Here is a 23,956-nt window from a genome sequence, read left to right as displayed (position 1 = left end):
ACGCCGTTCCAGGCGCCCCGCGGCTTCCGGCGCACGCCCGGACACGGCGAGGCCCCGTCCACCGATGCGGCGGACGGGGCCTCACTCACGTGCTCAGGGCAGGACTACGCCGCGTGGACGACGTTCTTCTCCTCGGCGAAGTGGCACGCCGACTCGTGCGCGGCCGGGGTGTCCGAGCCCTTGAAGCGCTCGGGCACCGCGAGCAGCGGGACCTCGGTGGCGCACTTGTCCTCGGCCTTCCAGCACCGGGTGCGGAAGCGGCAGCCCGACGGCGGGTTGGCCGGCGAGGGGACGTCTCCGGTGAGGATGATCCGCTCGCGGCCCTCACGGGCGTCGGGGTCCGGAACCGGGACCGCCGACAGCAGCGCCTGGGTGTAGGGGTGCGTCGGGTGGTCGTAGATCTGCTGGTCGGTGCCGATCTCGGCCATCTTGCCGAGGTACATCACGCCGACACGGTCGGAGATGTGCCGGACGATCGACAGGTCGTGCGCGATGAAGAGGTAGGAGAGGTTGAACTCGTCCTGCAGCTTCTCCATCAGGTTGATGACCTGAGCCTGGACCGACACGTCCAGCGCGGAGACCGGTTCGTCGCAGATGATGATCTCGGGGTTGAGCGCGAGACCACGTGCGATGCCGATGCGCTGGCGCTGGCCGCCCGAGAACTGGTGCGGATAGCGGTTGATGTACTCGGGGTTGAGCCCCACCACGTCCAGCAGATCCTGCACCCGGCGGCGGCGGTCGCCCTTCGGAGCCACCTCGGGGTGGATGTCGAAAGGCTCGCCGATGATGTCGCCGACCGTCATGCGCGGGTTCAGCGAGGTGTACGGGTCCTGGAACACCATCTGGATGTTGCGGCGCACGGCCTTCAGCGCGCGGCCCGACAGCCTGGTGATGTCCTGGCCCTTGTAGAAGACCTCGCCGGAGGTCGCCGTCTCCAGCGTCATCAGCAGCTTGGCGACCGTGGACTTGCCACAGCCGGACTCGCCGACGATGCCGAGCGTCTCGCCCTGGTAGAGATCGAAGGAGATCCCGTCCACGGCCTTGACCGCGCCGACCTTCCTCTTGAAGAGGATGCCCTGGGTCAGCGGGAAGTGCTTGACCAGATTGCGCACCTGGAGGATCGGCTCACCCCGCTCGACCTTGGCTTCGAGCGCCGCGACGGCCGCCTCCTCGGTGGGCGCCTCGACGGTCTCCACCTCGGTCACGTTCGGAGTCGCGTCCACGGCGTCGGCGGCGTCCACGGCCTCGTTCGTCTTCTTGAGCTCAGCCATGGATCGTCTCCTTCCAGAAGTGGCACGCGCTGCCGCGGCCGGGCAGCTCGCTGCCGTCCTGCTCGGTCACCGGCGCCAGCGCCGGGATCTCCGTACGGCAGATGTCGTCCGCCTTGGGGCAGCGCGGGTTGAAGGCGCAACCGGTCGGGACCTTCAGCAGGTTGGGCGGCAGACCCTTGATCGCATACAGCTCCTGGCCCTTCTGGTCCAGGCGCGGGATCGACGCCAGCAGGCCCCGCGTGTACGGGTGGGCCGGCCGCTTGTACAGCTCGTGCACCGGCGCGGTCTCGACGATCCGGCCCGCGTACATCACGGCGATCTTGTCCGCGACGTCGGCGACCACGCCGAGGTCGTGGGTGATCAGGATCAGACCCATGTTGTACTCGCGCTGCAGCTCCGCGAGCAGGTCCATGACCTGGGCCTGGACGGTCACGTCGAGGGCGGTGGTCGGCTCGTCCGCGATGATCAGGTCCGGCTCCAGGGCCAGCGCCATGGCGATCATGATGCGCTGGCGCATACCGCCGGAGAACTGGTGCGGGTAGTCGCCCACCCGGGCCTTGGCCGCCGGGATCTTGACCTTGTCCATCAGCTCGATGGACTTGGTCTTGGCGTCCTTCTTGGACAGCCCCTGGTGGACGCGGAACATCTCACCGAGCTGGTAACCCACGGAGAGCACGGGGTTGAGGGAGGACAGCGCGTCCTGGAAGATCATCGCGATCTTCCGGCCGCGGATCTTCCGCCGCTCCTCGTTGCTCATGGTCAGCATGTCCTGGCCACGGAAGAAGATCTGGCCCTGCGGAATCCTGCCGGGCGGCATGTCGAGGATGCCCATGATGGCCTGTGCGGTCACGGACTTGCCGGAACCGGACTCACCCAGCACCGCCAGGGTCTCGCCCGAGTCGACGCTGTAGTTGACGCCGTTGACGGCCTTGGCGACACCGTCACGGGTGTGGAACTCGACGTGCAGGTCGCGCACTTCGAGCAGCGGGCCGGAGCCCTCGCTGCCCGCACGGGGCGCCGGGACGTTTGCGGTTTCTTCGATGATGGTCACGTACGCCCTCCTCAGCGCAGCTTGGGGTCGAGGGCGTTGCGCACTGCATCGCCGAACATAAGGAACGAGAGCACCGTGACCGAGACCATCACCGACGGGATGATCAGGACATGGGGTGCGTTGCGCAGCTGCTCACGTCCACTGGAGACGTCGACACCCCACGAAACGGTCGGCTCGGCGAGTCCGACACCGAGGAAGGACAGCGTGGCCTCGGCCGCGATGTAGCCGCCGAGTGCGATGGTCGCGACGACGATGATCGGCGCGAGCGCGTTGGGCAGGACGTGCTTGGTCAGGATGCGGGTGGTCGAGGCGCCGAGCGCCTTGGCGGCCACCACGTAGTCGGCCTGCTTGATGGTGATCACCGAGCCGCGGGCGACTCGGGCGATCTGGGTCCAGCCGAGGAACGCCAGCGCCAGGATGACGACCCAGACGGACCGCTTCTCGAAGCTGGTGAGGACCACCAGGGCGCCGAGCATGAACGGGATGCCCATGAAGACGTCGGTGATCCGGGACAGCAGGTTGTCGAGCCAGCCGCCGAAGTAGCCGGCGATCATGCCCACGAAGGTGCCGAGGACGGTGACCAGGATGGTCACGCCGACGCCGACGAGGATGGACGCACGCGCACCGTAGAGGACGCGGGCGTAGATCGAGCGGCCCTGACCGTCGTACCCGAGCCAGTCGGCCGCGAAGAAGTGGCTCCAGTTCGGCCCCTGGAGGAAGTGGTTGGCCAGGTCGCCGTCGCGCGGCGACGCGCTGGTGAACAGGCCGGGCCAGGCCGATATGACGATCAGCGCCAGGATCAGGACACCCGAGATCAGGAACAGCGGGTTGCGGCGCAGATCGTGCCAGGCGTCGGACCAGAGGCTGCGCGCCTTCGCCGGAGCCGGGCCTGCCTCGGCCACGAGGGCGGTGTCGGGAGCGCTCGCGGTGATGACCTGCTCGGAGGTCTTCGCGGTCTCTGCGATCTTCTCAGGCATACCGGATCCTCGGGTCCAGGACCGCGTACAGCAGGTCGACGAGCAGGCTGGCGAGCAGGTAGACGAGGACGATCAGCGAGGCGATGCCCACGACCGTGGCACCTTCACGGCGGATCAGCGCCTGGAAGATGGCGTATCCGACGCCCTGCACGTTGAAGATGCCCTCGGTGACGATGGCGCCCGTCATCAGGTTGCCGATGTCGGTGCCGAGGAAAGTGACCACCGGGACAAGGGAGTTGCGCATCAGGTGGACGCCGACGATCCGGCGGCGCGGCAGGCCCTTGGCCACCGCCGTACGCATGTAGTCGGCGCGCAGGTTCTCCGCCATCGACGTACGGGTCAGCCGGGCCACGTACGCGAGGGAGAGCGAGCCGAGGACGATGGCCGGCAGGAACAGATCCCCGAAGCTCTCGGAGTCCTGCACGGTCGGCGTGGTGAGCCCCCACTGGAAGGCGAACAGGTACTGCATCAGGTAACCCAGCACGAAGGAGGGCATCGAGATGAGCACGAGGGTGAGGGTCAGCAGGCCCCGGTCCCGGACGGACTCGGGCTTGAGACCTGCGATGATCCCGAGACCGATGCCGACGATCACCGTGAAGGTGAACGCGAAGAGCGTCAGCCGGATGGTGACCGGGAACGCCTGCGCGATGACGTCGGCGATGGGGCGCTGGCTGGCGATCTCCGTGCCGAAGTCACCGGTCACCAGATTGCCCAGATAGTGCAGATACTGCTGCCAGAGCGGCAGATCGAGACCGAGATCGTGCCTGATGGACGCGACGACGGTCGGGTCGAACGCCTGGTCTCCCATGAGCGCTCTGACGGGGTCGCCGGGCAGCGCGAACATCATGGCAAAGATCAACAAAGTAGACCCGATGAACACCGGGATCATCTGGAGCAGTCGTCGTGCGACGTAGCGCCCCATGGGTGCCTCCGTGAGGGGTTAACAGCGGTACGGAGGCTGCCTGTGACGACAGCCTCCGGACCACCGCCGCCGCCGGATCATGACCGACGGCGGCGGATGACGGCCGAGTGGGGGATGAGGCCCGCAGGCGCTACTTGACGGTGACGCCGGTCAGCTCGAGGTCGCCGTGGAAGTCCACCGCGACGTTGCTGACGGACTTACCGTGGCCACCGTTGATGCGGTAGTACCACAGCGGGATCGCCGGCATCTTCTCGAGCAGCTTCTTCTCGACCTCCTGGTAGGCCTTCACAGACTCTTCCAGGGACGCCGCCTTGTCGCCCTTCGCCATCGCCGCATCGATCTCCTTGTCGGAGAAACGACCGTTGTTGGACTCGGCGCTGGAGTGGTACAGCTCCTTGAGGAAGTTCACGTTGACCGGGTAGTCGGCCACCCAGCCACCGCGGTACATCGACTTCACCTGGTTGTTGTCACGGGCCTCGAGGTCCGTGGGGAAGTCCGGCTTCGGGTCGCCGACGCAGTCGACATCCGTGGCCTTGCGGATGGACTCGCAGACCGCGGTCACCCACTCCTTGTGGCCGCCGTCGCTGTTGTACTGGATGAACAGCTTGTTCTCAGGGACGCCGCCGCCGTCCTTGATCAGCTTCTTGGCCTTCGCCGGGTTGTACGTGAAGACGTCCGTGCCCAGGTCCTGGTTGCCCTTGACCTGCGGCGGCGTGAAGCTCGTCGCGGGGGTACGGGTGTTGTTCAGGACGGTCTTGGTGATCGTGTCACGGTCGATCGCCATGGACAGACCCTGGATGACCTTGGGGTCGATGTCCTTGAACGTCTTGCTGTAGAACGCCGGGACCAGAGACTGGATGGCCGCGTAGGGCTGCTCGATCGCGCCGTCGCCCAGGTCCTGCTTGTACTTCGGCAGGTCCGTCGGGCCGACCTGGCGGATGATGTCCAGGTTGCCGGAGACGACGTCCTGGTACGCGGCCTCGACGGTCGCGTAGTTCTTGAACTGGATGCCCTTGTTCTGCGCCTTGTTGGGGCCCTGGTAGTCAGGGTTGGCCGCAACCTGGATCAGCTTCTTGTGGGTCCACTTCTCGAACTTGTACGGACCGTTGCCGATCGGCTTCTGGCCGAACGCCTTCGGGTCGTCGTAGAAGACCTTCGGCAGCGGCGCGAACGTCGCATAACCGAGCTTGTAGTTGAAGTACGGAACCTTGTCCGTCAGCTCGATCGTGAAGGTGGTGTCGTCCACGACCTTCAGACCGGACATCTTGTCGGCCTTCGGCTCACCCTTCTCGGGGTGCACGTCCGCGTAGCCGGCGATGTCGGAGAACCAGAAGCTGTTCTGCTGGTTGTTCTTGATGTTGGCGTACCAGTTCCAGGCGTCCACGTAGGACTGCGCGGTGACGGCCTCGCCGTTGTGGAACTTCCAGCCCGACTTGAGCTTCACGGTCCAGGTCTTGGAGTCCTTGGTCTCCACCGACTCGGCGTTCGTGTAGACGATGTTGCCCTTGGCGTCGAAGTCCAGCAGCTGGGTGAAGAGCGACTGAATGACGTACGAGCCGAGGCTCTCGTTGGTGTCGGCCGGGATCAGCGGCTTCTGCGGCTCGCCGACATCGATCGAGACGTAACCTGCGGGCTTGCCCGCCGGGTTCTTCTTGCCCTCTTCGCCACCGCCGCTGCCACAGGCAGTGGCCGCCAGGGCGACAACAATCGCACCCGCGACCCACTTGGCGCTCTTGGCACCACGCATGGGTTCCTCCTCATGAGTCCACTTGTCACTACAAGAAGGGCACCGTTCTACGCGCGCTGACACCCCTGACAGCGGGCTCGTCAAGTACCCCGAGTGTGCTCGTGAGTCGGCGCTCCCCACAGCGCTTGACCCATTGACCCGAGCTCAATGGAGCCAACTATTAAGTAGGTCAGGGCTGTAAACCACACTTAAAGGGTCTCGTTTTGACAACATCAGAGCGGCCCTCCAGCCCGAAATCCGGACAAAGCGATCACAGACAGACACCCGCGAAACGGACCGTTAACACATGTTCCGGAGAGCGATGCTCGATATCCGGACACCCGGGCCCCGAAAACAAGTTGACGAACGGCCCGGCCCCCCACAGTGTCTGCGGGGGGCCGGGCCGTCTGGAGAGCCTGTTGTCCGGGCTCTGACGATACGTCAGTTGCGCTTGGCGCGGGAGGCGGTGCGACCGCGCTCCTTCTGGTCCAGAACGACCTTGCGAATGCGGACCGTCTCCGGGGTCACCTCGATGCACTCGTCGTCACGGCAGAACTCCAGGGACTGCTCCAGCGACAGCTTGCGCGGCGGCACCACGTTCTCCGTGGTGTCCGCGGACGCGGCACGCATGTTGGTGAGCTTCTTCTCCTTGGTGATGTTCACGTCCATGTCGTCGGAGCGCGAGTTCTCACCGATGATCATGCCCTCGTAGACCTCGGTGCCGGGCTCGACGAAGATGACGCCCCGCTCCTGGAGGTTGATCATCGCGAACGGCGTCACGGAACCGGAGCGGTCGGCGACGAGCGAGCCGTTGTTACGGGTGCGCAGCTCGCCGAACCACGGCTCGTGGCCCTCGAAGATGGAATGCGCGATACCGGTGCCGCGGGTCTGCGTCAGGAACTCCGTACGGAATCCGATGAGGCCGCGCGACGGCACGATCCACTCCATGCGGATCCAGCCGGAGCCGTGGTTGGTCATCGTCTCCATACGGCCCTTGCGGGTCGCCATCAGCTGCGTGATGGCACCGAGGTGCTCCTCGGGAGAGTCGATGGTCATGCGCTCGATCGGCTCGTGCAGCTTGCCGTCGACCTGCTTGGTGACCACCTCGGGCTTGCCGACCGTCAGCTCGAATCCTTCACGGCGCATCTGCTCGACGAGGATGGCGAGAGCCAGCTCACCGCGGCCCTGCACCTCCCAGGCGTCGGGACGCTCGGTGGGCAGCACGCGCAGCGACACGTTACCGACGAGCTCGCGGTCCAGGCGGTCCTTCACCAGGCGGGCGGTGACCTTGTGGCCCTTGCCGCCCTTACCGACCAGCGGCGAGGTGTTCGTACCGATGGTCATCGAGATCGCGGGCTCGTCCACCGTGATGAGCGGGAGCGCGATCGGGTTCTCGGGGTCGGCGAGGGTCTCGCCGATCATGATCTCCGGGATACCGGCGATGGCGCAGATGTCGCCCGGGCCCGCCTTCTCGGCCGGCCTGCGGGTGAGCGCCTCGGTCATCATCAGCTCGGTGATGCGGACGTTGGAGATCGTGCCGTCACGCTTGATCCACGCGACGGTCTGGCCCTTCTTCAGCTCACCCTGCTCGACACGGCAGAGCGCGATACGGCCGAGGAAGTTGTCGGCGTCCAGGTTGGTGACGTGGGCCTGGAGCGGTGCGGACTCGTCGTACTCGGGGGCCGGGACGTGCGCGAGGATCGTGGAGAAGAACGGCTCCAGGCTGTCGCTGTCCGCCGGGACGGTGCCGTCCTCCGGCTTGGTCAGCGAGGCGACGCCGTCGCGGGCGCACGCGTAGACGATCGGGAACTCGATCTGCTCCTCGGTGGCGTCCAGATCCAGGAAGAGGTCGTACGTCTCGTCGACGACCTCGGCGATGCGGGAGTCGGGACGGTCCGTCTTGTTGATGCACAGGATGACCGGCATCTTGGCCTGGAGGGCCTTGCGGAGCACGAAGCGGGTCTGCGGGAGCGGGCCCTCGGAGGCGTCCACGAGCAGCACGACCGCGTCGACCATCGACAGACCGCGCTCGACCTCGCCACCGAAGTCGGCGTGGCCGGGGGTGTCGATGATGTTGATCGTGATCGGGTCCCCGCCGTCCTTCGGGTGGTACTTCACCGCGGTGTTCTTGGCGAGGATCGTGATGCCCTTCTCACGCTCCAGGTCGTTCGAGTCCATCATCCGGTCGTCGAGGTGCTCGGCGGCGTGCGCGGCGAACGCACCGGCCTGCTTCAGCATGGCGTCGACCAGGGTGGTCTTGCCGTGGTCGACGTGGGCGACGATGGCGACGTTACGGATGTCGTGGCGCGTGGGCATGCTGGCTGGCGCTTCTCTCGATCGTGGGATAAGGCGTCTGACGGTCCGCCCCGCCGGGCTGACACGCCACGGCTAGTCCTATGGTACGGGTCCCGCCGGGTGACCGGCGGCCCGGAACGATGGGGGAAGGGGCGAACGAGGCGCGGATCACGCCGGAGGGCGGCGCCCGGAAAGTGGGGGGACGAGCGGCCGCGGGGTGGACGAGCGGCGGCCGGCGCACGGGCCGAGCGGGGTATGCGCGGGGCCTGCGCGAGGTACGGGGGGCACGCGCCGGCCAGGAGAAGGAGCTGGGTCGAGGGTCGGCACGAGCTTGCCCGCCGGCGATGCCGACGGGCAAGCGACTTGAGCCAGTTCTGAGGTTGTGACCTGCTATTTCTCCTCGGTGATCCGGTTCTGGCCGGCATTGGCCCTGGCCTTCGCCTTTGCCTTCGCCTGGGGCTTCTTGAAGCCGATGTCCTGGTACTGGGGGGTCCCGAAGCCGAAGGCACCGGCATTGACCACCCGGGGCACCGCCGCGACCAGCTCGGGGCGCTGGTAGAGCGGGATGGACCCGGCAGCGGCCCAGATCCGGGCATCGGCCCGGCGTACCAGGTCACGGGCGTCGTCCTCGTCCAGTTCGCCGGCCGCCTGATCGAAGAGCTGGTCGATGTAGTCCGTACCGACCCGGGTGTAGTTCTGCTCGACCAGCAGCGAGCCGTCCGATGCGGGCCGGGGCTTGGCGTAGATCGGCCGGGCGTCCGTCGCCGGGTAGGCGGTGGCGGGCCAGGAGTACAGCGCCAGGTCGTATTCACCGGACGCGATGTGGTCCTTGAAGTAGCTTTCGTCGGCGACATTGGTGATCTCGGTGCGCACGCCGATCCGGTCGAGCATCCGCGCGATCCTGCCGCCGACCGCACGCAGGGTCTGCGAGCCGGGCCCCGACGGGAGCACGAAACGCAGGGACAGCGGCTTGCCGTTCTTGCCGAGCGCCCCGCCGACCGGGGCGGGCTTGGGCGCCGCGCTGCCGGGCGCGGCCGACCTGGGCGTCGCGCTGCCCGGCGAGGCGGACATGAGCCCAGCATCGCCGGGGGCGCCGGGCTGGGGCGCCACGCTGCCGGGCGCGGCAGGCTGGGGCGCAGCATCGCCGGGCACGCCGGGCTGGGGCGCCACGCTGCCGGGAGCGGCAGGCTGGGGCGCAGCGGGCTGGGGAGCACTGCTCCCGGGCGGGACGGACATGGGTGCAGCACTGCCGGGCGCGGCGGGCTGAGGCGCAGCGCTGCCGGGAGGGGCGTACGCACCGGCCATGCCGTCCCGGTGCTCGGGGATCTTGGCGCCCCGCGCCGGGGCCGCGGCGCCGCCGAGCAAGGCGGCCTGACGCTGGACGGCGAGGCTCTGGAAGGCGGCGCCGGGTGCGGCCGCGAGGATGTGCGTACTGCTGGAGTCGCTGCCGCGGCCTTCGGGCTTGTCGTCGCCGACGATGTACAGCCCTTCGTCGGATGCGGTGTCCTCCGGCTTGTCGTCCGCCTTCTCGGCCCCGGCCTCGCCACCCGCCTTGGCGGGCGCGGACTTCTTGAGCGCCCCGACGGGCTTCCAGCCCGCGTCGGCCAGCAGCGCCAGGGCCTCTTTCGTGTTCTGCTCCCCGAGCGCCCCGCTGTTGTCGGCGTACGCATGCTGCCCGGCCAGTGCCAGATGGCTCCCGGGCGGCTCGGCGGGCAGGCCCAGCGGCGCCAGGACGTTCTCGGCCAGCGCCTTGCGGTCCAGCGCCCGGGCCACCGCCCGGCGCACCCGCTCGTCGGCGAGCGGCCCGGACTCGCCGTTCAGCGCGAGCTGGGTGTACGCGGGCTCCAGCGACTTGCGGACCACGAACCTGCGCAGCGCCTTCTGCTCCGTGCCGTATTCCTGCTGTGCCTCCGCGAGCTGCTCGCGGACCTGCCGTGCGGCTTCGGCCGTCAGGGAGCCGTCGGCCAGTGCACGCGACTCGAGCGCCTCGGCCGCTGCCTGGTCCGAACCGGGGCCGTGGGCGGCCGGGCGGCCGCTCGAACCGGCGTCGCGCCGGGCCATGGAGATACGTTCTGCCGCGGACCGGTCGATCTCGGCGAGGTCGAGCTTGCCCTCGGTGAGCGCGGCGAGGCGCTTGTCGCGGGGTACCGCGGTCAGCACCAGGCGTTCCAGCTTGGCCTGCCGGCCCCACCAGCGCGGGTTGCGTACGAGGGTGGTCGTGCCCGCCGCACGGTCGATCGACGACACCCGGAAGGGACCGGCCATCGTCTTGAGCCTGCCGCGGGCTCCGTCGTTGAACGCGGCCGGGCTGCCGGTCACCTCCTTGGGGTAGAGCGGTGTGAACAGGGACTGCCAGTCCGCGTAGGGCCTGGTGAAGGTGACCTTGACCTCAAGGTCGTTGGCGCCGCGTTCGATCTTCGCGATCCGCTCGTAGCCGGCATTGCGCGCCGTCCAGTACGAGGAGTCCTTGCCACTGAGGGCCCGCCACTGCGAGACGAAGTCCGGCGCGCCGATCTCACGGCCGTCGCTCCACACCGCCTGCTGGTTGAGCTTGTAGAGCACGACCTGCTGGGGCTCGCGTTCGACGACCTTCGCCGATTCGAGGAAGTCGGGATTGCGCTGCGGGCGGCCCTGATCGTCGAGTGTGAACAGGGTGGGCAGGACGGCTCCCGCGATGCGGCTCGTGGTGGCGTCGGCATCGGCCTGGAAGGCGTTGAGGGTGACCGGCGTCGTGTCGACCGCCCAGCGCAGCGTGCCGCCGTCGGCGATCATGTCCCGCCCGGTGGCGGCGATGTCCTGGGCCGCGGCCTTGGCATCGCTCCCGTCGTCACCGGTGCTGCAGCCTGCCAGGGCGGGCAGGGCGAGCACTCCGCCGGCGAGCAGTGCGACGGAGCGGAGCGTTCGGGAGCATGTCCTCCCGCGTGGCGCATCGACCTGGGACATGACTCGCACCTCTTTGTCCGTTTTCATCGAATTTGGAGATGATCACACTGATTTCCCTTCACTGAAACGGACCGAATCCGGAAGTCGACGCAGACACGGCGATCCCGGCCGGAAGGTCACCCACGCGGTCCAACCGTGAATCCCGCATACCGCCGACTAACAGGACAAAATGGTGGGTGAAACAAACGACCACGAGGGGCGCACCGACGTCCCATGCGCCGGGAATCCCTGCACATCCCTTCACAAGCGGGGATGTGACGCGCGACACTCGCAGGCGCATGAGCGATGCCACCGCACCCTGCGGAAGTGAGGGCAAGTCATGTCCCAGCAGGAAGATCTGTCGGCGATGCAGCACCGCATCGACGAGCTCGTCCGACGTGTCGGACAGTTGGAGCAGACCGTCGATCAGCTGCGCGGAACCGGCCCGGCCGCCACGCCTGCGCCGAAGCCGCCGGGCCGCCCGGACCTGGTCACCATCCCCGACACCCCGTACGACAACGCGCTGTGGACGGACTCGGACGACGAGGGGCTGGGTGCTCGCGACCGGCACGCGCCCTGACCTGCTCGTACGCAGGCCTCAGCTCGCACCCGATACCACTCCACTCGGAGTCTTCGTTGGCCACAGGCACTGAACCACCACAAATCAATACCGGCGTGCACTCCGTCACGCGCGCCACCGTCGGCCCCCGTCATCTTCGGACGGACCGCTGGTGGCTCGCGCCGGCCCTGACCGCCGCCGGGTTGCTCGCCTTCATCGTCTACTCGACCTGGCGCGCGTTCTCCAACGCCGACTACTACGCGGCCCCGTACGTCTCGCCGTTCTACTCGCCCTGTCTCGCAGAGAACTGCGTGCCGATGCGGGACGGCCCCAACTGGGAGATCTTCGGCACCTGGTGGGGCCTGTCCCCCGCCCTGCTCATCCTGATCTTCCCTCTCGGCTTCCGGCTGACCTGCTACTACTACCGCAAGGCCTACTACCGGGGCTTCTGGGCCTCGCCCCCGGCCTGCGCGGTCGCCGAACCGCACAAGACGTACACCGGTGAGACCCGCTTCCCGCTGATCCTGCAGAACATCCACCGGTACTTCTTCTACGCCGCCCTCCCGGTCGCCGGGATCCTCACGTACGACACGGTGCTCGCCTTCCGCGACGAGCACTACGAGTGGGGCCACATGGGCCTCGGCACCCTCGTCTTCCTGGTCAACATCGTGCTGATCTGGGCGTACACCCTCTCCTGCCACTCCTGCCGGCACATCATCGGCGGCCGGCTGCGGCACTTCTCCAGACACCCGGTGCGTTACCGCCTGTGGGGCTGGGTCGGAAAGCTGAATGAGCGTCACATGGTGCTGGCATGGACCTCGTTGATCAGCGTCGCGCTCGCCGACTTCTACGTCTATCTCGTCGCCTCCGGTGCCTTCGACGATCCGCGGCTGTTCTAGAGGGAAGGTGCCTGATGACTCAGCTCGAACGGCAACAGTGGGACGTCGTGGTGGTGGGCGCGGGAGGCGCCGGCCTGCGGGCCGCCATCGAGGCGCGCGAGCGGGGCGCCCGTACGGCGGTGATCTGCAAGTCGCTCTTCGGCAAGGCCCACACGGTGATGGCCGAAGGCGGCATCGCCGCCTCTATGGGCAATGTGAACGCCGGCGACAACTGGCAGGTCCACTTCCGCGACACCATGCGCGGAGGGAAGTTCCTCAACCAGTGGCGGATGGCCGAGCTGCACGCCCGAGAGGCCCCGGACCGGGTCTGGGAGCTGGAGACCTGGGGCGCGCTCTTCGACCGGACGAAGGACGGGAAGATCTCCCAGCGCAATTTCGGCGGCCATGAGTACCCGCGGCTCGCCCATGTCGGCGACCGGACCGGTCTGGAGCTGATCCGCACCCTCCAGCAGAAGATCGTCTCGCTCCAGCAGGAGGACAAGGAGGAGTTCGGGGAGTACGAGGCCCGGCTCAAGGTCTTCCAGGAGTGCACGGTCACCCGTGTGATGAAGGACGGGGAGAGGGTATCGGGCGCCTTCTGCTACGAGCGCGAGTCCGGGCGCTTCTTCGTCCTCGAAGCACCGTCCGTGGTGCTGGCCACCGGCGGCATCGGCAAGTCCTTCAAGGTGACGTCGAACTCCTGGGAGTACACCGGGGACGGCCAGGCGTTGGCGCTGCTGGCGGGCGCGCCGCTGGTCAACATGGAGTTCGTGCAGTTCCATCCGACCGGGATGGTCTGGCCGCCGTCGGTGAAGGGGATCCTCGTCACCGAATCGGTACGCGGCGACGGCGGGGTGCTGCGCAACTCCGAGGGCAAGCGGTTCATGTTCGACTACATCCCGGACGTGTTCAAGGAGAAGTACGCGCAGTCGGAGGAGGAGGGCGACCGCTGGTACGAGGACCCGGACAACAACCGGCGTCCCCCCGAGCTGCTGCCGCGCGACGAGGTGGCCCGTGCGATCAACTCCGAGGTCAAGGCGGGCCGCGGCTCACCGCACGGCGGGGTGTTCCTGGATGTCTCCACCCGTATGCCGGCCGAGGTCATCCGGCGCCGGCTGCCGTCGATGTACCACCAGTTCAAGGAGCTGGCTGATGTCGACATCACGGCCGAGGCGATGGAGGTCGGACCCACCTGTCACTACGTGATGGGCGGTATCGCCGTCGAGTCGGACACCGCGGCCGCCGTCGGCGTACCGGGCCTGTTCGCGGCCGGCGAGGTCGCGGGCGGTATGCACGGCTCCAACCGGCTGGGCGGCAACTCCCTGTCCGACCTGCTGGTCTTCGGCCGGCGGGCGGGGCTGCACGCGTCCGAGTACGCCGAGCGGCTCGACGAGCGGCCGGCGGTGGACGAGGCCCAGATCGACGCGGCGGCCGCCGAGGCGCTGCGCCCGTTCAGCGCCGAGGGGCCCGAGGCCGGGGCCGCGCCGGAGAACCCGTACACGCTCCATCAGGAGCTGCAGCAGACGATGAACGACCTCGTCGGCATCATCCGCCGCGCGGGCGAGATGGAGCACGCCCTGGAGAAGCTGGCCGAGCTGCGGGTGCGGGCGAGGCGGGCGGGGGTCGAGGGGCACCGGCAGTTCAACCCCGGCTGGCACCTGGCCCTGGACCTGCGGAACATGCTGCTGGTCAGCGAGTGCATCGCGCGGGCGGCGCTGGAGCGTGCGGAGAGCCGCGGCGGCCACACCCGCGAGGACTGTCCCACGATGGAGCGCTCGTGGCGGCGGGTCAATCTGCTGTGCCGACTGGCCGGTCCCAGCAGTGGTGCGGCGGCCGCCGAGCCCGCCCCCGGCTTCGCCCTGGGGGATCCCCGCGGACAGATCGATCTCGTCCGGACGACGACCGAGCCCATCCGTCCCGACCTGCTCGCCCTCTTCGAGAAGGAGGAGCTGGTCAAGTACCTCGCCGAAGAGGAGCTCTACGAGTGAGTTCGACTGCTGCCACGCAATACGTGGCCAACTTCCGGGTGTGGCGGGGCGACCAGGACGGCGGGGCGCTCGAGAACTTCGACGTCGAGGTGCACGAGGGAGAGGTCGTCCTCGACATCATCCACCGGCTCCAGGCGACCCAGGCGCCCGATCTGGCGGTCCGCTGGAACTGCAAGGCGGGCAAGTGCGGTTCGTGCAGCGCGGAGATCAACGGCAGGCCACGCCTGTTGTGCATGACCCGGATGTCGGTCTTCTCCCGCGACGAGACGATCACGATCACACCCCTGCGCGCCTTCCCGGTGGTACGGGACCTGGTGACGGACGTGTCCTTCAACTATGCGAAGGCCAGGGAGATCCCGGCGTTCGTACCGCCGCCGGGGCTGGCCGCCGGCGAGTACCGGATGCAGCAGATGGACGTGGACCGCTCGCAGGAGTTCCGCAAGTGCATCGAGTGCTTCCTGTGCCAGGACACCTGCCATGTGGTGCGCGACCACGAGGAGAACAAGGAGGCGTTCGCGGGCCCGCGGTTCCTGATGCGGGTCGCCGAACTGGACATGCACCCTCTGGACGCGGCGTCCGAGACGGGTCTGGACCGCAAGAAGGCGGCCCAGGACGAACACGGGCTGGGGTACTGCAACATCACCAAGTGCTGCACGGAGGTGTGCCCCGAGGAGATCAAGATCACGGACAATGCGCTGATCCCGCTGAAGGAGCGGGCGGTCGACCGCAAGTACGACCCTCTGGTGTGGCTGGGCAACAAGATCAAACGGCGCGGGGAGTGATCGCTCGAGGCTGTCGGCAGCCGGTACGTCGACCATCCGGAGCAGGCACTCCTCCGCGCCTCTAGCGCTCGCCCCAGCCCTCGCGGTACGCGGCCCAGTCCTTGTCCTGTGCCGCGAAGTCCACGTACAGCGCGACCCCGAAACGTTTCCGGTCGCGGTCGGTGCGGCCCAGGCCCAGCCGGGTTCCGCGGACCGCGGCCGGGACGGTCTCCGCGTTCTCGTGGTGGCCGAGGTCGTCCTCGTGGAAGAACGGCAGCCCCATCAGCAGATCGGTGTCCTCGGGAGTGACTTCCAGGGCGAGCGAGGTCTGCTGGGCGACATAGCCGCCGTACAGTCCCTCCAGCGGCATCCACGTGTCGTACGACATGACGGCGATCTGGTCGACCCGGCGGGCCACCTCGCCGAAGAACTCCTGCGACCACCACTTCTGACTGCCGGTGAGCGCACCGTTCACGCTGTGGGCGGCCGGCAGCGGGTCTATCTGGTGGGCGGCGACGGAGAGCGGGGCCTTGCGCGCCCGCGTCAGCTCGCCCAAGTCGTCGAGCAGCGACAGATAGTCGCGGTCGCCGGAGTGCAGCGGCTCCAGGTCGAAGTGGACACCGTCGAAGCCGGCATCCAGGATCTGCCGGGTGGATCGCACCACCGCGGCTCTGGACCCGGCCCTCTCCAGACGCAGCCCGTCGGGCCCTTCGGTGGCCAGCACATCACCGAGCCAGGCCTGCACCCGGATGCCCGGAATCTCGCGGTGGACGGAATCGATCAGCCACCGCGCGCGGGGGTAGCGGTCGGCGGGCAGGGTGCCGTCGTGCTCCAGCGGACCCGCATGCACATAGAGGTCACGGATGCCGGTCCCCCGGACGCGCTCGGCGAACGCGGCGAGATCGGCGTCCTTCTTACGGCCGTCCACCCAGGCGTGGCCGAGCCAGATCGCGTCCTGTCCGCGGGTGCGGGTGCCGTCCTGGATCTCGCCCGCGTAGTTGACGCGCAGGGCGAGAGCGGCGCCCGCGATCGGTACGAGGACGACGAGCGCCAGCACGAGGGCGATCCGCCGCGGCCATTTCAGACGGGTGCTTCGCCATCCCCGTACAAACACACGCACGACCCGCGTCCGGCTCAGAGCCCTCAGGCGCACCCGCGTCCCCACCCCGTTTTCTGTCCCCATGCGCCGCAAGCCTAGCCATGGTCCCGCCCCCCGTTCCGGCCGGTCGTCCGGTCGCGGCCGCACAACACCGGGCATAGCCTCCCGAATGTGACACGAAGAGCCACCCGGCCCGTCCTTGCCCTGCTGGTGGCGGCGTGGTGGCTGGTGGTGCCCGCCGCGCCGGGCGCACGCGCCGAGGAACCTGTGGTCCTGTCCCACGAGGGGCCGGCCACCGGCCTCGCCGACCGGACGAACGAGACAGCCCGGAAGACCGGACCCGGCCGCAGCGACGTACTGCTGTCGACCGCCGCCCACGACCGGCAGGACACCTGCTCCGTCGACGCCTGCACCCGGCCGACCGACGCCCGGCTCCCCGCTGTCCTGGTCGCCGTCGCAGACGCCGACCAGGACGTGGAACCTGCGCTGCGCGAGAACGACCGGACCGGCGCGGCGATCGGGGCGACGGACGGATGCACCGCCTTACTGTCCGGCCGTCCGGCACCCCCGGTCGCCATCACGCCGGGCGCAGCGGATCCGGGGGCGGACACCGGCGCGGGCACGGGGGCGGCCGATCTGGTGCTGCCGGTCGCTTTGGTGGCCGGAGCCGGGGCGGTCGCCGCGTACGCATTCGTCAAACGCAGACGGAGAACCGCGACCCGCACCACTCCGCAGGGTGGTCAGGAAGGCTGGGGCACGCCGGAGCAGCAGACCCCGCTGCCGGAGCTCGACGCCCGGGCCAAGCAGGCACTGGTGGACACCGATGACGCGGTGAGCACCAGCGAGGAGGAACTCTCGGTCGTCGCCGCCCGGTTCGGGGCGGCGACAGGACCGTTCACCGAGGCGGTGGCAGAGGCGAAGAGCGAACTGAGCTCAGCGTTCAGGTTGCGTCAGCAGTTCGGCGACGCGGATCCGGAGGACGATGCCGGCCGCCGCCGGATGCTCGACGAGATCATCGCCCGCTGCGCGGCGGCCGATCGCCGCCTCGACGCGGCGTCCGAGGACTTCGACCGGCTGCGGGAACCGGAGCGCAACGCGCCACAGGCGCTCGCCGCCGCCGACGAGGCCTTCCATGACGCCCACGGCCGCCTCGTCAGCGCGGAGGCAATGCTCCGGGTGATGCGCGAGCGCTATGCGGCGTCCGCGTCCGCCCCGGTCCAGGGCAGCGTGGGACAGGCCAAGGAACGTCTGGACTTCGCGGCGAACAGCCTGACCCAGGCCTTGCGGGCGGTGGAGGGCGCGGACCACGGCGCGGCTGCGGTGCAGGTACGGGCGGCGGAGGGAGCCGTCGCCCAGGCGAGGCAGCTCATCGAGGCCGTCGACCGGCGTGCACAGGAGCTCGCCGAGGCGGCGGGAAAGCTGCCCGGCGCGCTCGTCGAGACCCACACGGACCTGGCCGAGGCGCGCGCACTGCTGGAGGGGACGCAGGAGGAGGCGTCGACGGCCGGGCTGCGGGGACGCATCGCCAACGCCGAGACGGTGGCCGCGGAGGTACGCAGGGAGGTGGAGGCGGGGCCGTACGACCCGATCGGCGCACTGCGGCGGGTGGAAGAGGCGGACGCTGCGCTCGACGAGTCCCTGACGGGTGGGAGGGAGAGCGAGCAGGGGACGCGGCGTGCGCGGACCCTGCTGGAGCGGACGATGCTCGTGGCGCGTTCCGGCGTCGGGGCGGCCGCCGACTACATCACGACGCATCGGGGCGCGGTCGGCAGCGAAGCGCGCACACGCCTGTCGGAGGCACAGCGCCGGCTGGAGGGGGCGCGAGCACTGGCCGGTGTGGAGGAGGGGCCGGGCGGGGGCGAGGCGGACGCCGGGGATCCGCGGGGCGCACTGGCCGAGGCGCAGCAGGCGGACGTGCTGGCCCAGCAGGCGCAGAGGCTGGCCGAAGAGGATGTGCGCGGCTACGGGAACCCGTTCGGCCCGGGCGGTGTACAAGGAGCAGGAAGCGCGGGGGGTGGGCTCGGGGGCGCGGTGCTCGGCGGGATCATCCTCGGCGGACTGTTCGGCAACGGGGGGAGGAGCGGGGGCCATGACGGCGGTTTCGGCGGGGGCGATTCTGCGGGTTTCGGGGGGATGGGGGGCGGCGACTTCGGCGGGGGCGGTCCCGGCAGCTTCGGCGGCAGCGGCACGCGCCGCCGAAGGGTCGGTGACCGCTTCCGAGCCGACTCCTGAGCGGGAGTGCCCGGCCCCTGGGACATCCCCGAAGCGGCGACCGGCCCCCTTGCGGCCGGTCCTCGGCCGACGGGCGCTGCCCGGCCGGGCACATGGCCCGGACCGACGGCTCCCGCCCTACCCGACCCGGCGGCCGGACCGGCACCGCGGCGGGCGCACGTCAAATCGGCCGACGCATGCCAACCGGTCGGCGCATGCCGCCGGGCCGGTTCCCGTTCGGTCAGAACATGCTGAGCAACTGCTCGACGGTCGGCTCGGACGCCGATCCCTCGTCGGGCAGGGCGAGTTCGAACCACACGGTCTTGCCGCGCGGGGTACGGCGGGAGCCCCAGGCCGCGCTCAGCAGGCCGACCAGCTGCAGTCCCCGGCCGCCCTCGTCGGTCTCGCGCGCCCGGCGCCGGCGCGGCTGGACCAGTCCGGCGTCCCACACCTCGCACACCAGGGTCCGGTCACGCAGCAGGCGCAGCCTGATCTCCCCCTCGCCGTACCGCAGGGCGTTGGTGACCAGTTCACTGACGAGCAACTCGACGGTGTCCACCAGCGCCTCGAGACCCCAGGTGAGCAGTTGCGCGCGGGCCAACTCCCGGGCCCTGCCCACCGAACGCGGCTCGCGGGGCAGCTGCCAGTCGCCGACGGCGTCCGCGGGCAACCCTTGTATCCGGGCCATCAGCAGCGCGATGTCGTCCTCGCCGTGCGCGGTGTCGAGAGAGGTCAGCACATGGTCACAGACGTCCTCCAGCGGGCGTACGGGGTCGGTGAGCGCCGTGCGGAAGGCGCGCAGCCCCTCGTCGAGCGGATGGTCGCGGGATTCGACGAGCCCGTCCGTGTAGAGGGCGAGGAGGGAGCCTTCGGGGAGTTCGACCTCCACCTCCTCGAAGGGCTCGCCGCCCACGCCGAGCGGCATCCCCGGCGGCACGTCCAGCAGCAGTGCCTCCTCACCCGGTTCGACGAGGACGGGCGGCAGATGGCCCGCGTTGGCGAAGGTGCAGCGGCGGGTGACCGGGTCGTAGACCGCGTAGACACAGGTGGCGAGATAGACCTCCGAGAGGTCCGCCTCGCGCGACTTGTGGGCGACCCGGGACGGTACCTGGGTCCCTCCCGCGGAGCGACCGTTCTGCGAGGGACTGCCCAGCCCGCGGGCGATCTCGTCGAGCGCGGAGAGCACCTCTGCCGGCTCCAGGTCCAACAGCGCCAAGGTTCGTACGGCCGTACGGAGTTCACCCATGGCGACCGCGGCGCGCAATCCACGGCCCATCACGTCGCCGACGACCAACGCGGTGCGATGACCGGGGAGTTCGATGACGTCGAACCAGTCACCGCCCACCTCGGTGGTGGTGGTGCCGGGCAGATAGCGGCAGGCGATGTCGAGACCGGCGGCCTCGGGGTCGCCGGGGGGCAGCAGGCTGCGCTGGAGGATCAGAGCGCGCTGGTGTTCCCTGCGGTACAGGCGGGCGTTGTCGATACAGACCGCCGCGCGGGCGGCGAGCTCGACGGCCAGTGCTCTGTCCCGCTCGCCGAAGGGCTCGCTGCCCTTGGCCCGGGAGAACTGCACCAGACCGACGACTGTGTCGTGGGCGACCATCGGCACGGCGAGCGTGGACTGGACGAGACTGCCCTCCTCGCCCGGGATCGACTGCACCCTTGCGGTGCGCAGCGCGCTGGCGCAGGGCGAGTTGAAGGCGTAGCGGTGGACCTCGCCGACCTCGGCGGGGGTTCCGTCGGCGCTGCAGTCGGGGGTGGTCATCAGCGGGGCGTCGGATACGGCGCTGGCGATGGCGACCCGGCGAAGTTCGGCGCTGCCGCCGCCGAACCCCTCGGCGTGCGGGGATGCCTGTCCCGGCGGGGCCTCGTCGCCGGTGAGCAGCCCTTGATAGAGGTCGACGGCCGCGAGGTCGCAGAAGCCGGGGACGGCGACGTCGAGGAGTTCGCGGGCTGTGGTCTCCAGATCGAGGGAGTTGCCGATGCGGGCGCTGGCCTCGTTGAGGAGGGCGAGATTGCGCCGTGCGCTGGCCGCTTCACGGGCGGCGATCTGGCGGCGGGTGACATCGGTGCCGAGGCCGGCGACTCCGACGGGCCGGCCGGATCCGCTGTGCACCCGGTAGAGGTTGACCGACCAGTGCCTGCGGTCGGTACTGCCCGGTGCCGTGCCGACGATCTGCAGGTCGGTCACGGATTCGCCGGTCTCCAGCACGCGGCGCAGGGCCGCGTCCATGCGGTTGGCCTCGGGGCGGGAGAGGTAGTCGTGCACGGTGCGGCCACGGTGGTCGTCCGCGGCGCCGCCGAAGACGGTGGCGAATCGCTCATTGGCGCGTTGCACCGTGAGGTCCGTGCCGAAGAGCAGAAAACCAAAAGGAGATTGGCCGAAAATCGCCTGCGATGCGGCCAGATCCGTTTCGATCCGGCGCAGCGCGCGGACGTCCACGACGATGCAGAGCGCCCCCTGCTCGCCGCCGTCCGTCTCGCTGGGCATCACATAGACCTCGGCGACGCCGTGCACTCCGAGCGCACCCGGCATACGGAAGGGGACAAGGCCCGTCCATTCCTTGCCGTCGAGGATCTCGGCGATTTGGCGATGCCCACGCGGGCGCAGCTCCGCGGGCATGAAGGCATCGACGGGATCCTTGCCCCTGACCTCGTCGGCCGTGATGCCGAAGAGATCCACCGCGCGTCGGCTCCACTGGTCGACCAGGCCGTCGGGGCCGATCGAGAAAGAAGCGACCTTGATGTAGTCATAGATCGAGCCAGGCGGGCTGCTCTGCCACACGACACCGCTCGCCGTCTCAGGTATTTCGCTCACGCGACCGTCCCCTCCAGCTCACCGCACCGGACCGGCCATGACCGCAGTATTCAGCACTACGGCCCCGGCGGGCACGGCGTTCACGATCACAGAGAGGTCTCGTTCGTTTTGAGCCGAGTCCAGCGTGATCGTCGTCCCCCCATCCTTCTAACCAGCAAGTGCCAGCTCGAACCACACGGTCTTACCGGTCCTGCCACGCCTCGTCCCCCAGCGGCGGGCGGTACAGGCCACAAGTTGCAGCCCCCGGCCGGTCTCGTCCTCGGGTCGCGCGGCGCGCTCGGTGGGCGCATCCGGAAGGGGATCCGAGACCTCCACCCGCAGGATCGGCCCCGGACTGTCCCCCTGCGACAGGATCAGCCGAACCCCGATCGGGCCCGAGGCATAGCGCAGTGAATTGGTCACCAGCTCGCTGACCAGCAATTCCGTCACATCGCCGACGGCGGCGTCCAGACGCCACTCCCGAAGCGTGTCACGAACGGCGTGGCGGGCGGCGCCCACAGCATTGGGCTCGGCCGGAAAAGTCCACTCGGCGCATTCGCCTTCGGTGCCGACCACGCCGCTCACTTCCCCAGACCACCAGCGGTACCCGCGTCCTCTTCAGGGGGTTAAACAGCCCATACCCGAAATATGAGGTCAAGTACCGCGATACGGACTCAGGAAGCGAACAGTGCTCGAACGGCGCACCCGCGCAAGGCGCACGCCCGCCCTCAACTGCTACGCACACCCGGGGCTCCCACCACTCAGTCGACGGGCGGCCTCCGCGACTGCCGGCCGGTCCTGGTCGAGCCAGTCGACGGCGTCGGTCTCATGGGGGGCGAGCCAGCGCAGCGCGTCATGATCCTCCAGCGGCCGGGGCTCGCCGGAGACCAGCCGTGCGGTCCACACCTGGAGCACATAGCCGGGCTTCAGCGGCCACTCGCCGGGGATGCGCTCCACCGGCTCGGCCTCGACGCCGAGCTCTTCGCGCAGCTCGCGCACCAGGGCCTGCTCCGGACTTTCCCCCGGCTCCAGCTTGCCGCCGGGCAGCTCCCACCGGCCGGCCAGCTCCTCGGGGGCGCTACGCCGCGCGGCGAGCAGCCGCCCTTTGTCGTACACGGCTCCGGCCACGACCACGACTCGATCAGTCATGCGCCGGAGCGTACTGCGGCACAGTGTGAGACGGCCTGCCGGTCAGTGCACCGTCCGGCCGATGTGCTCGACGGAGTACAGCTGCTTGTGTCCCCGCTCGTCGAGGGTGTCCGCGATCTGCTGCGCTTCGTCACGGGTGGCATACCTGCCGACGCGGTAGCGGTTGCCGTTGTCGTCCTGCCGTATGACGAGCCAGGGGAGTACAGCGCCACCACTGTCGTTCATCGCGCCCCTCCCTCGGTCGGCCTGATTGCCGGTAACGCTCGCCAGGAAACCGCACTACGCATATGCCTGAGCGTACGCCTGACCTTCACTGAGCGGATACGGGTTTTCACAAAGAGATAGGAAGGCGGCCCGCATCCGGCCGGATACACCCCCTTGGCTGCCCGAGAAGCGTCGGGTGGGGAAATCGGCGCGCTCAATCGGTGCGCGCCGGCGGCGCCGGGCTCACTTCACCGGGAGGTGGTACGCGACGCGGTAACGGTCGGCCGGGACGACGATGTCCGCCGTCTCCACCGCACGGCCCGATGCGTAGTACGTCCGCTCCACGACCATCACCACATGGCCCGGCACACCGCCCAGGGCGAGCAGTTCCTCCGCGAGGCCGGGGCGCGCACCGACCTCCTCCACCACGTTGTCCACGACGATGTCGATGGCGGCCATCCGCTCGACGACCCCGCACCCGCCCAGCGGTCCCTCCTCCGGGAGCATCACCGGCGTCCGGCCGGTGACTTCGAGGGGCTCCCAGGAGGTGGAGAGCATCATCGCCTCACCGGCGTCGCGGAAGAGATAGCGCGTACGCATCACGCGGTCACCGAGCTGGATATTGAGCCGGGCCGCGATCTCAGGCCCTGCGGCATCCTGTTCGCTGCTGGACTCCCAGGTGCCACGGGCGCCGTCCGCCGCCTGCTCCTGACGGAAGGGGTTGGCCCCGGACGGGGGACGGAAGCCCGAGCGGGCGACTTTGCGGGGCACCGGACGCTCGCGCACATAGGTCCCCGAACCCGACCGGCCCTCCACCAGGCCCTCGGCCATCAGAACCTTGCGGGCCTCGAGGGCGACCGTGTCCGAGACTCCGTACTCGCTGCGGATGCGGGCCTGCGAGGGAAGGCGGGTGTGCGGCGGCAGCGAGCCGTTGACAATCTTTTCGCGCAGATCGCTCGCAACGCGCAGATAGGCGGGCTGCTCACCGAATGTCACAGGCCACTCCCAACAGGTTGACAGACAGCAACAGCGTGGCAACCGTGGGTTGTTGGCCGCAAGCGCGGGCCAAGGTTTCACTCGAAGTGATGATTCGCCCCGGGCCAGGGGTTTACCCCAGGTAGGTTCAGCCATTTCGGTCTACCCCTT

18 protein-coding genes are annotated in these 23,956 nt (G+C 69.1%); 5 read left to right on the top strand and 13 right to left on the bottom strand.

Annotated features, from left to right (window positions below; all coding sequences use genetic code 11):
* Positions 1–104 precede the first annotated feature (104 nt).
* The 7 genes from ACFYWI_RS21130 to ACFYWI_RS21100 form a co-directional block, all read right to left on the bottom strand.
* The gene (locus ACFYWI_RS21130) at positions 105–1,271 is read right to left on the bottom strand and encodes an ABC transporter ATP-binding protein (protein WP_389234530.1); all 1,167 of its coding nucleotides are present in this window, start codon (positions 1,269–1,271) and stop codon (positions 105–107) included.
* Positions 1,264–2,322, bottom strand: coding sequence for an ABC transporter ATP-binding protein (locus ACFYWI_RS21125; RefSeq protein ID WP_389234526.1), 1,059 nt, complete (start codon positions 2,320–2,322; stop codon positions 1,264–1,266). The genes ACFYWI_RS21130 and ACFYWI_RS21125 overlap by 8 nt, the downstream gene beginning before the upstream one ends.
* 11 nt (positions 2,323–2,333) lie before the next feature.
* Positions 2,334–3,299, bottom strand: a complete 966-nt coding sequence (locus ACFYWI_RS21120; RefSeq protein ID WP_389234523.1) for an ABC transporter permease — start codon at positions 3,297–3,299, stop codon at positions 2,334–2,336.
* A complete protein-coding gene (locus ACFYWI_RS21115; protein WP_389234520.1) occupies positions 3,292–4,221 on the bottom strand; it encodes an ABC transporter permease in 930 nt (309 codons plus the stop codon). The genes ACFYWI_RS21120 and ACFYWI_RS21115 overlap by 8 nt, the downstream gene beginning before the upstream one ends.
* 130 nt (positions 4,222–4,351) lie before the next feature.
* On the bottom strand, positions 4,352–5,968 hold the full coding sequence (locus ACFYWI_RS21110) for an ABC transporter substrate-binding protein (RefSeq protein ID WP_389234517.1): 1,617 nt from the start codon (positions 5,966–5,968) through the stop codon (positions 4,352–4,354).
* 420 nt (positions 5,969–6,388) lie between these two features.
* The gene (gene typA, locus ACFYWI_RS21105) at positions 6,389–8,263 is read right to left on the bottom strand and encodes a translational GTPase TypA (protein ID WP_389234514.1); all 1,875 of its coding nucleotides are present in this window, start codon (positions 8,261–8,263) and stop codon (positions 6,389–6,391) included.
* Positions 8,264–8,632: 369 nt separating this feature from the next.
* Positions 8,633–11,185 (bottom strand): ABC transporter substrate-binding protein, encoded by a 2,553-nt coding sequence (locus ACFYWI_RS21100; protein WP_389234510.1) that lies wholly within the window; start codon positions 11,183–11,185, stop codon positions 8,633–8,635.
* Positions 11,186–11,504: 319 nt separating this feature from the next.
* Between ACFYWI_RS21100 and ACFYWI_RS21095 the strand changes: the two genes are divergently transcribed.
* Genes ACFYWI_RS21095 through ACFYWI_RS21080 form a run of 4 tightly spaced genes read left to right on the top strand, consistent with a single transcriptional unit; the run spans position 11,505 to position 15,371 of the window.
* Positions 11,505–11,744: a hypothetical protein gene (locus ACFYWI_RS21095; protein WP_389234507.1), complete on the top strand. Its 240-nt coding sequence runs from the start codon at positions 11,505–11,507 to the stop codon at positions 11,742–11,744.
* Positions 11,745–11,800: 56 nt separating this feature from the next.
* On the top strand, positions 11,801–12,622 hold the full coding sequence (locus ACFYWI_RS21090) for a hypothetical protein (RefSeq protein ID WP_389234504.1): 822 nt from the start codon (positions 11,801–11,803) through the stop codon (positions 12,620–12,622).
* A 14-nt stretch (positions 12,623–12,636) separates the two neighbouring features.
* Positions 12,637–14,589: a fumarate reductase/succinate dehydrogenase flavoprotein subunit gene (locus ACFYWI_RS21085; RefSeq protein ID WP_389234501.1), complete on the top strand. Its 1,953-nt coding sequence runs from the start codon at positions 12,637–12,639 to the stop codon at positions 14,587–14,589.
* Positions 14,586–15,371, top strand: a complete 786-nt coding sequence (locus tag ACFYWI_RS21080; RefSeq protein WP_389234498.1) for a succinate dehydrogenase/fumarate reductase iron-sulfur subunit — start codon at positions 14,586–14,588, stop codon at positions 15,369–15,371. The genes ACFYWI_RS21085 and ACFYWI_RS21080 overlap by 4 nt, the downstream gene beginning before the upstream one ends.
* Positions 15,372–15,432: 61 nt before the next feature.
* Here the strand turns inward: ACFYWI_RS21080 and ACFYWI_RS21075 are convergent, their stop codons facing one another.
* Positions 15,433–16,533, bottom strand: a complete 1,101-nt coding sequence (locus tag ACFYWI_RS21075) for a hypothetical protein (RefSeq protein WP_389234495.1) — start codon at positions 16,531–16,533, stop codon at positions 15,433–15,435.
* 87 nt (positions 16,534–16,620) lie between these two features.
* Between ACFYWI_RS21075 and ACFYWI_RS21070 the strand changes: the two genes are divergently transcribed.
* Positions 16,621–18,681: a TPM domain-containing protein gene (locus tag ACFYWI_RS21070; protein WP_389234492.1), complete on the top strand. Its 2,061-nt coding sequence runs from the start codon at positions 16,621–16,623 to the stop codon at positions 18,679–18,681.
* A gap of 220 nt (positions 18,682–18,901) precedes the next feature.
* Here ACFYWI_RS21070 and ACFYWI_RS21065 read toward each other — a convergent pair whose 3' ends face one another.
* The 5 genes from ACFYWI_RS21065 to ACFYWI_RS21045 form a co-directional block, all read right to left on the bottom strand.
* A complete protein-coding gene (locus ACFYWI_RS21065; protein ID WP_389234489.1) occupies positions 18,902–21,478 on the bottom strand; it encodes a SpoIIE family protein phosphatase in 2,577 nt (858 codons plus the stop codon).
* Positions 21,479–21,625: 147 nt separating this feature from the next.
* Positions 21,626–22,042 (bottom strand): ATP-binding protein, encoded by a 417-nt coding sequence (locus ACFYWI_RS21060; protein WP_389234486.1) that lies wholly within the window; start codon positions 22,040–22,042, stop codon positions 21,626–21,628.
* Positions 22,043–22,192: 150 nt separating this feature from the next.
* Positions 22,193–22,606 (bottom strand): (deoxy)nucleoside triphosphate pyrophosphohydrolase, encoded by a 414-nt coding sequence (locus ACFYWI_RS21055; RefSeq protein WP_389234483.1) that lies wholly within the window; start codon positions 22,604–22,606, stop codon positions 22,193–22,195.
* 42 nt (positions 22,607–22,648) lie between these two features.
* Positions 22,649–22,831: an SPOR domain-containing protein gene (locus ACFYWI_RS21050; RefSeq protein WP_389234480.1), complete on the bottom strand. Its 183-nt coding sequence runs from the start codon at positions 22,829–22,831 to the stop codon at positions 22,649–22,651.
* 222 nt (positions 22,832–23,053) lie between these two features.
* Positions 23,054–23,806, bottom strand: a complete 753-nt coding sequence (locus tag ACFYWI_RS21045) for a GntR family transcriptional regulator (protein ID WP_389234477.1) — start codon at positions 23,804–23,806, stop codon at positions 23,054–23,056.
* Positions 23,807–23,956 lie beyond the last annotated feature (150 nt).

It is taken from the genome of Streptomyces sp. NPDC002889, assembly GCF_042888425.1.
Taxonomy (GTDB): Bacteria; Actinomycetota; Actinomycetes; order Streptomycetales; family Streptomycetaceae; genus Streptomyces.
The sequence above is the reverse complement of the archived record's forward strand: the minus strand, read 5'-3'. Positions and strand labels throughout refer to the sequence as shown.

What these genes read in the sequence shown, in the direction of transcription:
- ACFYWI_RS21130 (WP_389234530.1), bottom strand. Translation starts at nt 1,271, where the DNA reads ATGGCTGAGCTCAAGAAGACGAACGAGGCCGTGGACGCCGCCGACGCC.
- ACFYWI_RS21120 (WP_389234523.1), bottom strand. Translation starts at nt 3,299, where the DNA reads ATGCCTGAGAAGATCGCAGAGACCGCGAAGACCTCCGAGCAGGTCATC.
- ACFYWI_RS21115 (WP_389234520.1), bottom strand. Translation starts at nt 4,221, where the DNA reads ATGGGGCGCTACGTCGCACGACGACTGCTCCAGATGATCCCGGTGTTC.
- ACFYWI_RS21110 (WP_389234517.1), bottom strand. Translation starts at nt 5,968, where the DNA reads ATGCGTGGTGCCAAGAGCGCCAAGTGGGTCGCGGGTGCGATTGTTGTC.
- typA (WP_389234514.1), bottom strand. Translation starts at nt 8,263, where the DNA reads ATGCCCACGCGCCACGACATCCGTAACGTCGCCATCGTCGCCCACGTC.
- ACFYWI_RS21100 (WP_389234510.1), bottom strand. Translation starts at nt 11,185, where the DNA reads ATGTCCCAGGTCGATGCGCCACGCGGGAGGACATGCTCCCGAACGCTC.
- ACFYWI_RS21095 (WP_389234507.1), top strand. Translation starts at nt 11,505, where the DNA reads ATGTCCCAGCAGGAAGATCTGTCGGCGATGCAGCACCGCATCGACGAG.
- ACFYWI_RS21085 (WP_389234501.1), top strand. Translation starts at nt 12,637, where the DNA reads ATGACTCAGCTCGAACGGCAACAGTGGGACGTCGTGGTGGTGGGCGCG.
- ACFYWI_RS21075 (WP_389234495.1), bottom strand. Translation starts at nt 16,533, where the DNA reads ATGGGGACAGAAAACGGGGTGGGGACGCGGGTGCGCCTGAGGGCTCTG.
- ACFYWI_RS21055 (WP_389234483.1), bottom strand. Translation starts at nt 22,606, where the DNA reads ATGACTGATCGAGTCGTGGTCGTGGCCGGAGCCGTGTACGACAAAGGG.
- ACFYWI_RS21050 (WP_389234480.1), bottom strand. Translation starts at nt 22,831, where the DNA reads ATGAACGACAGTGGTGGCGCTGTACTCCCCTGGCTCGTCATACGGCAG.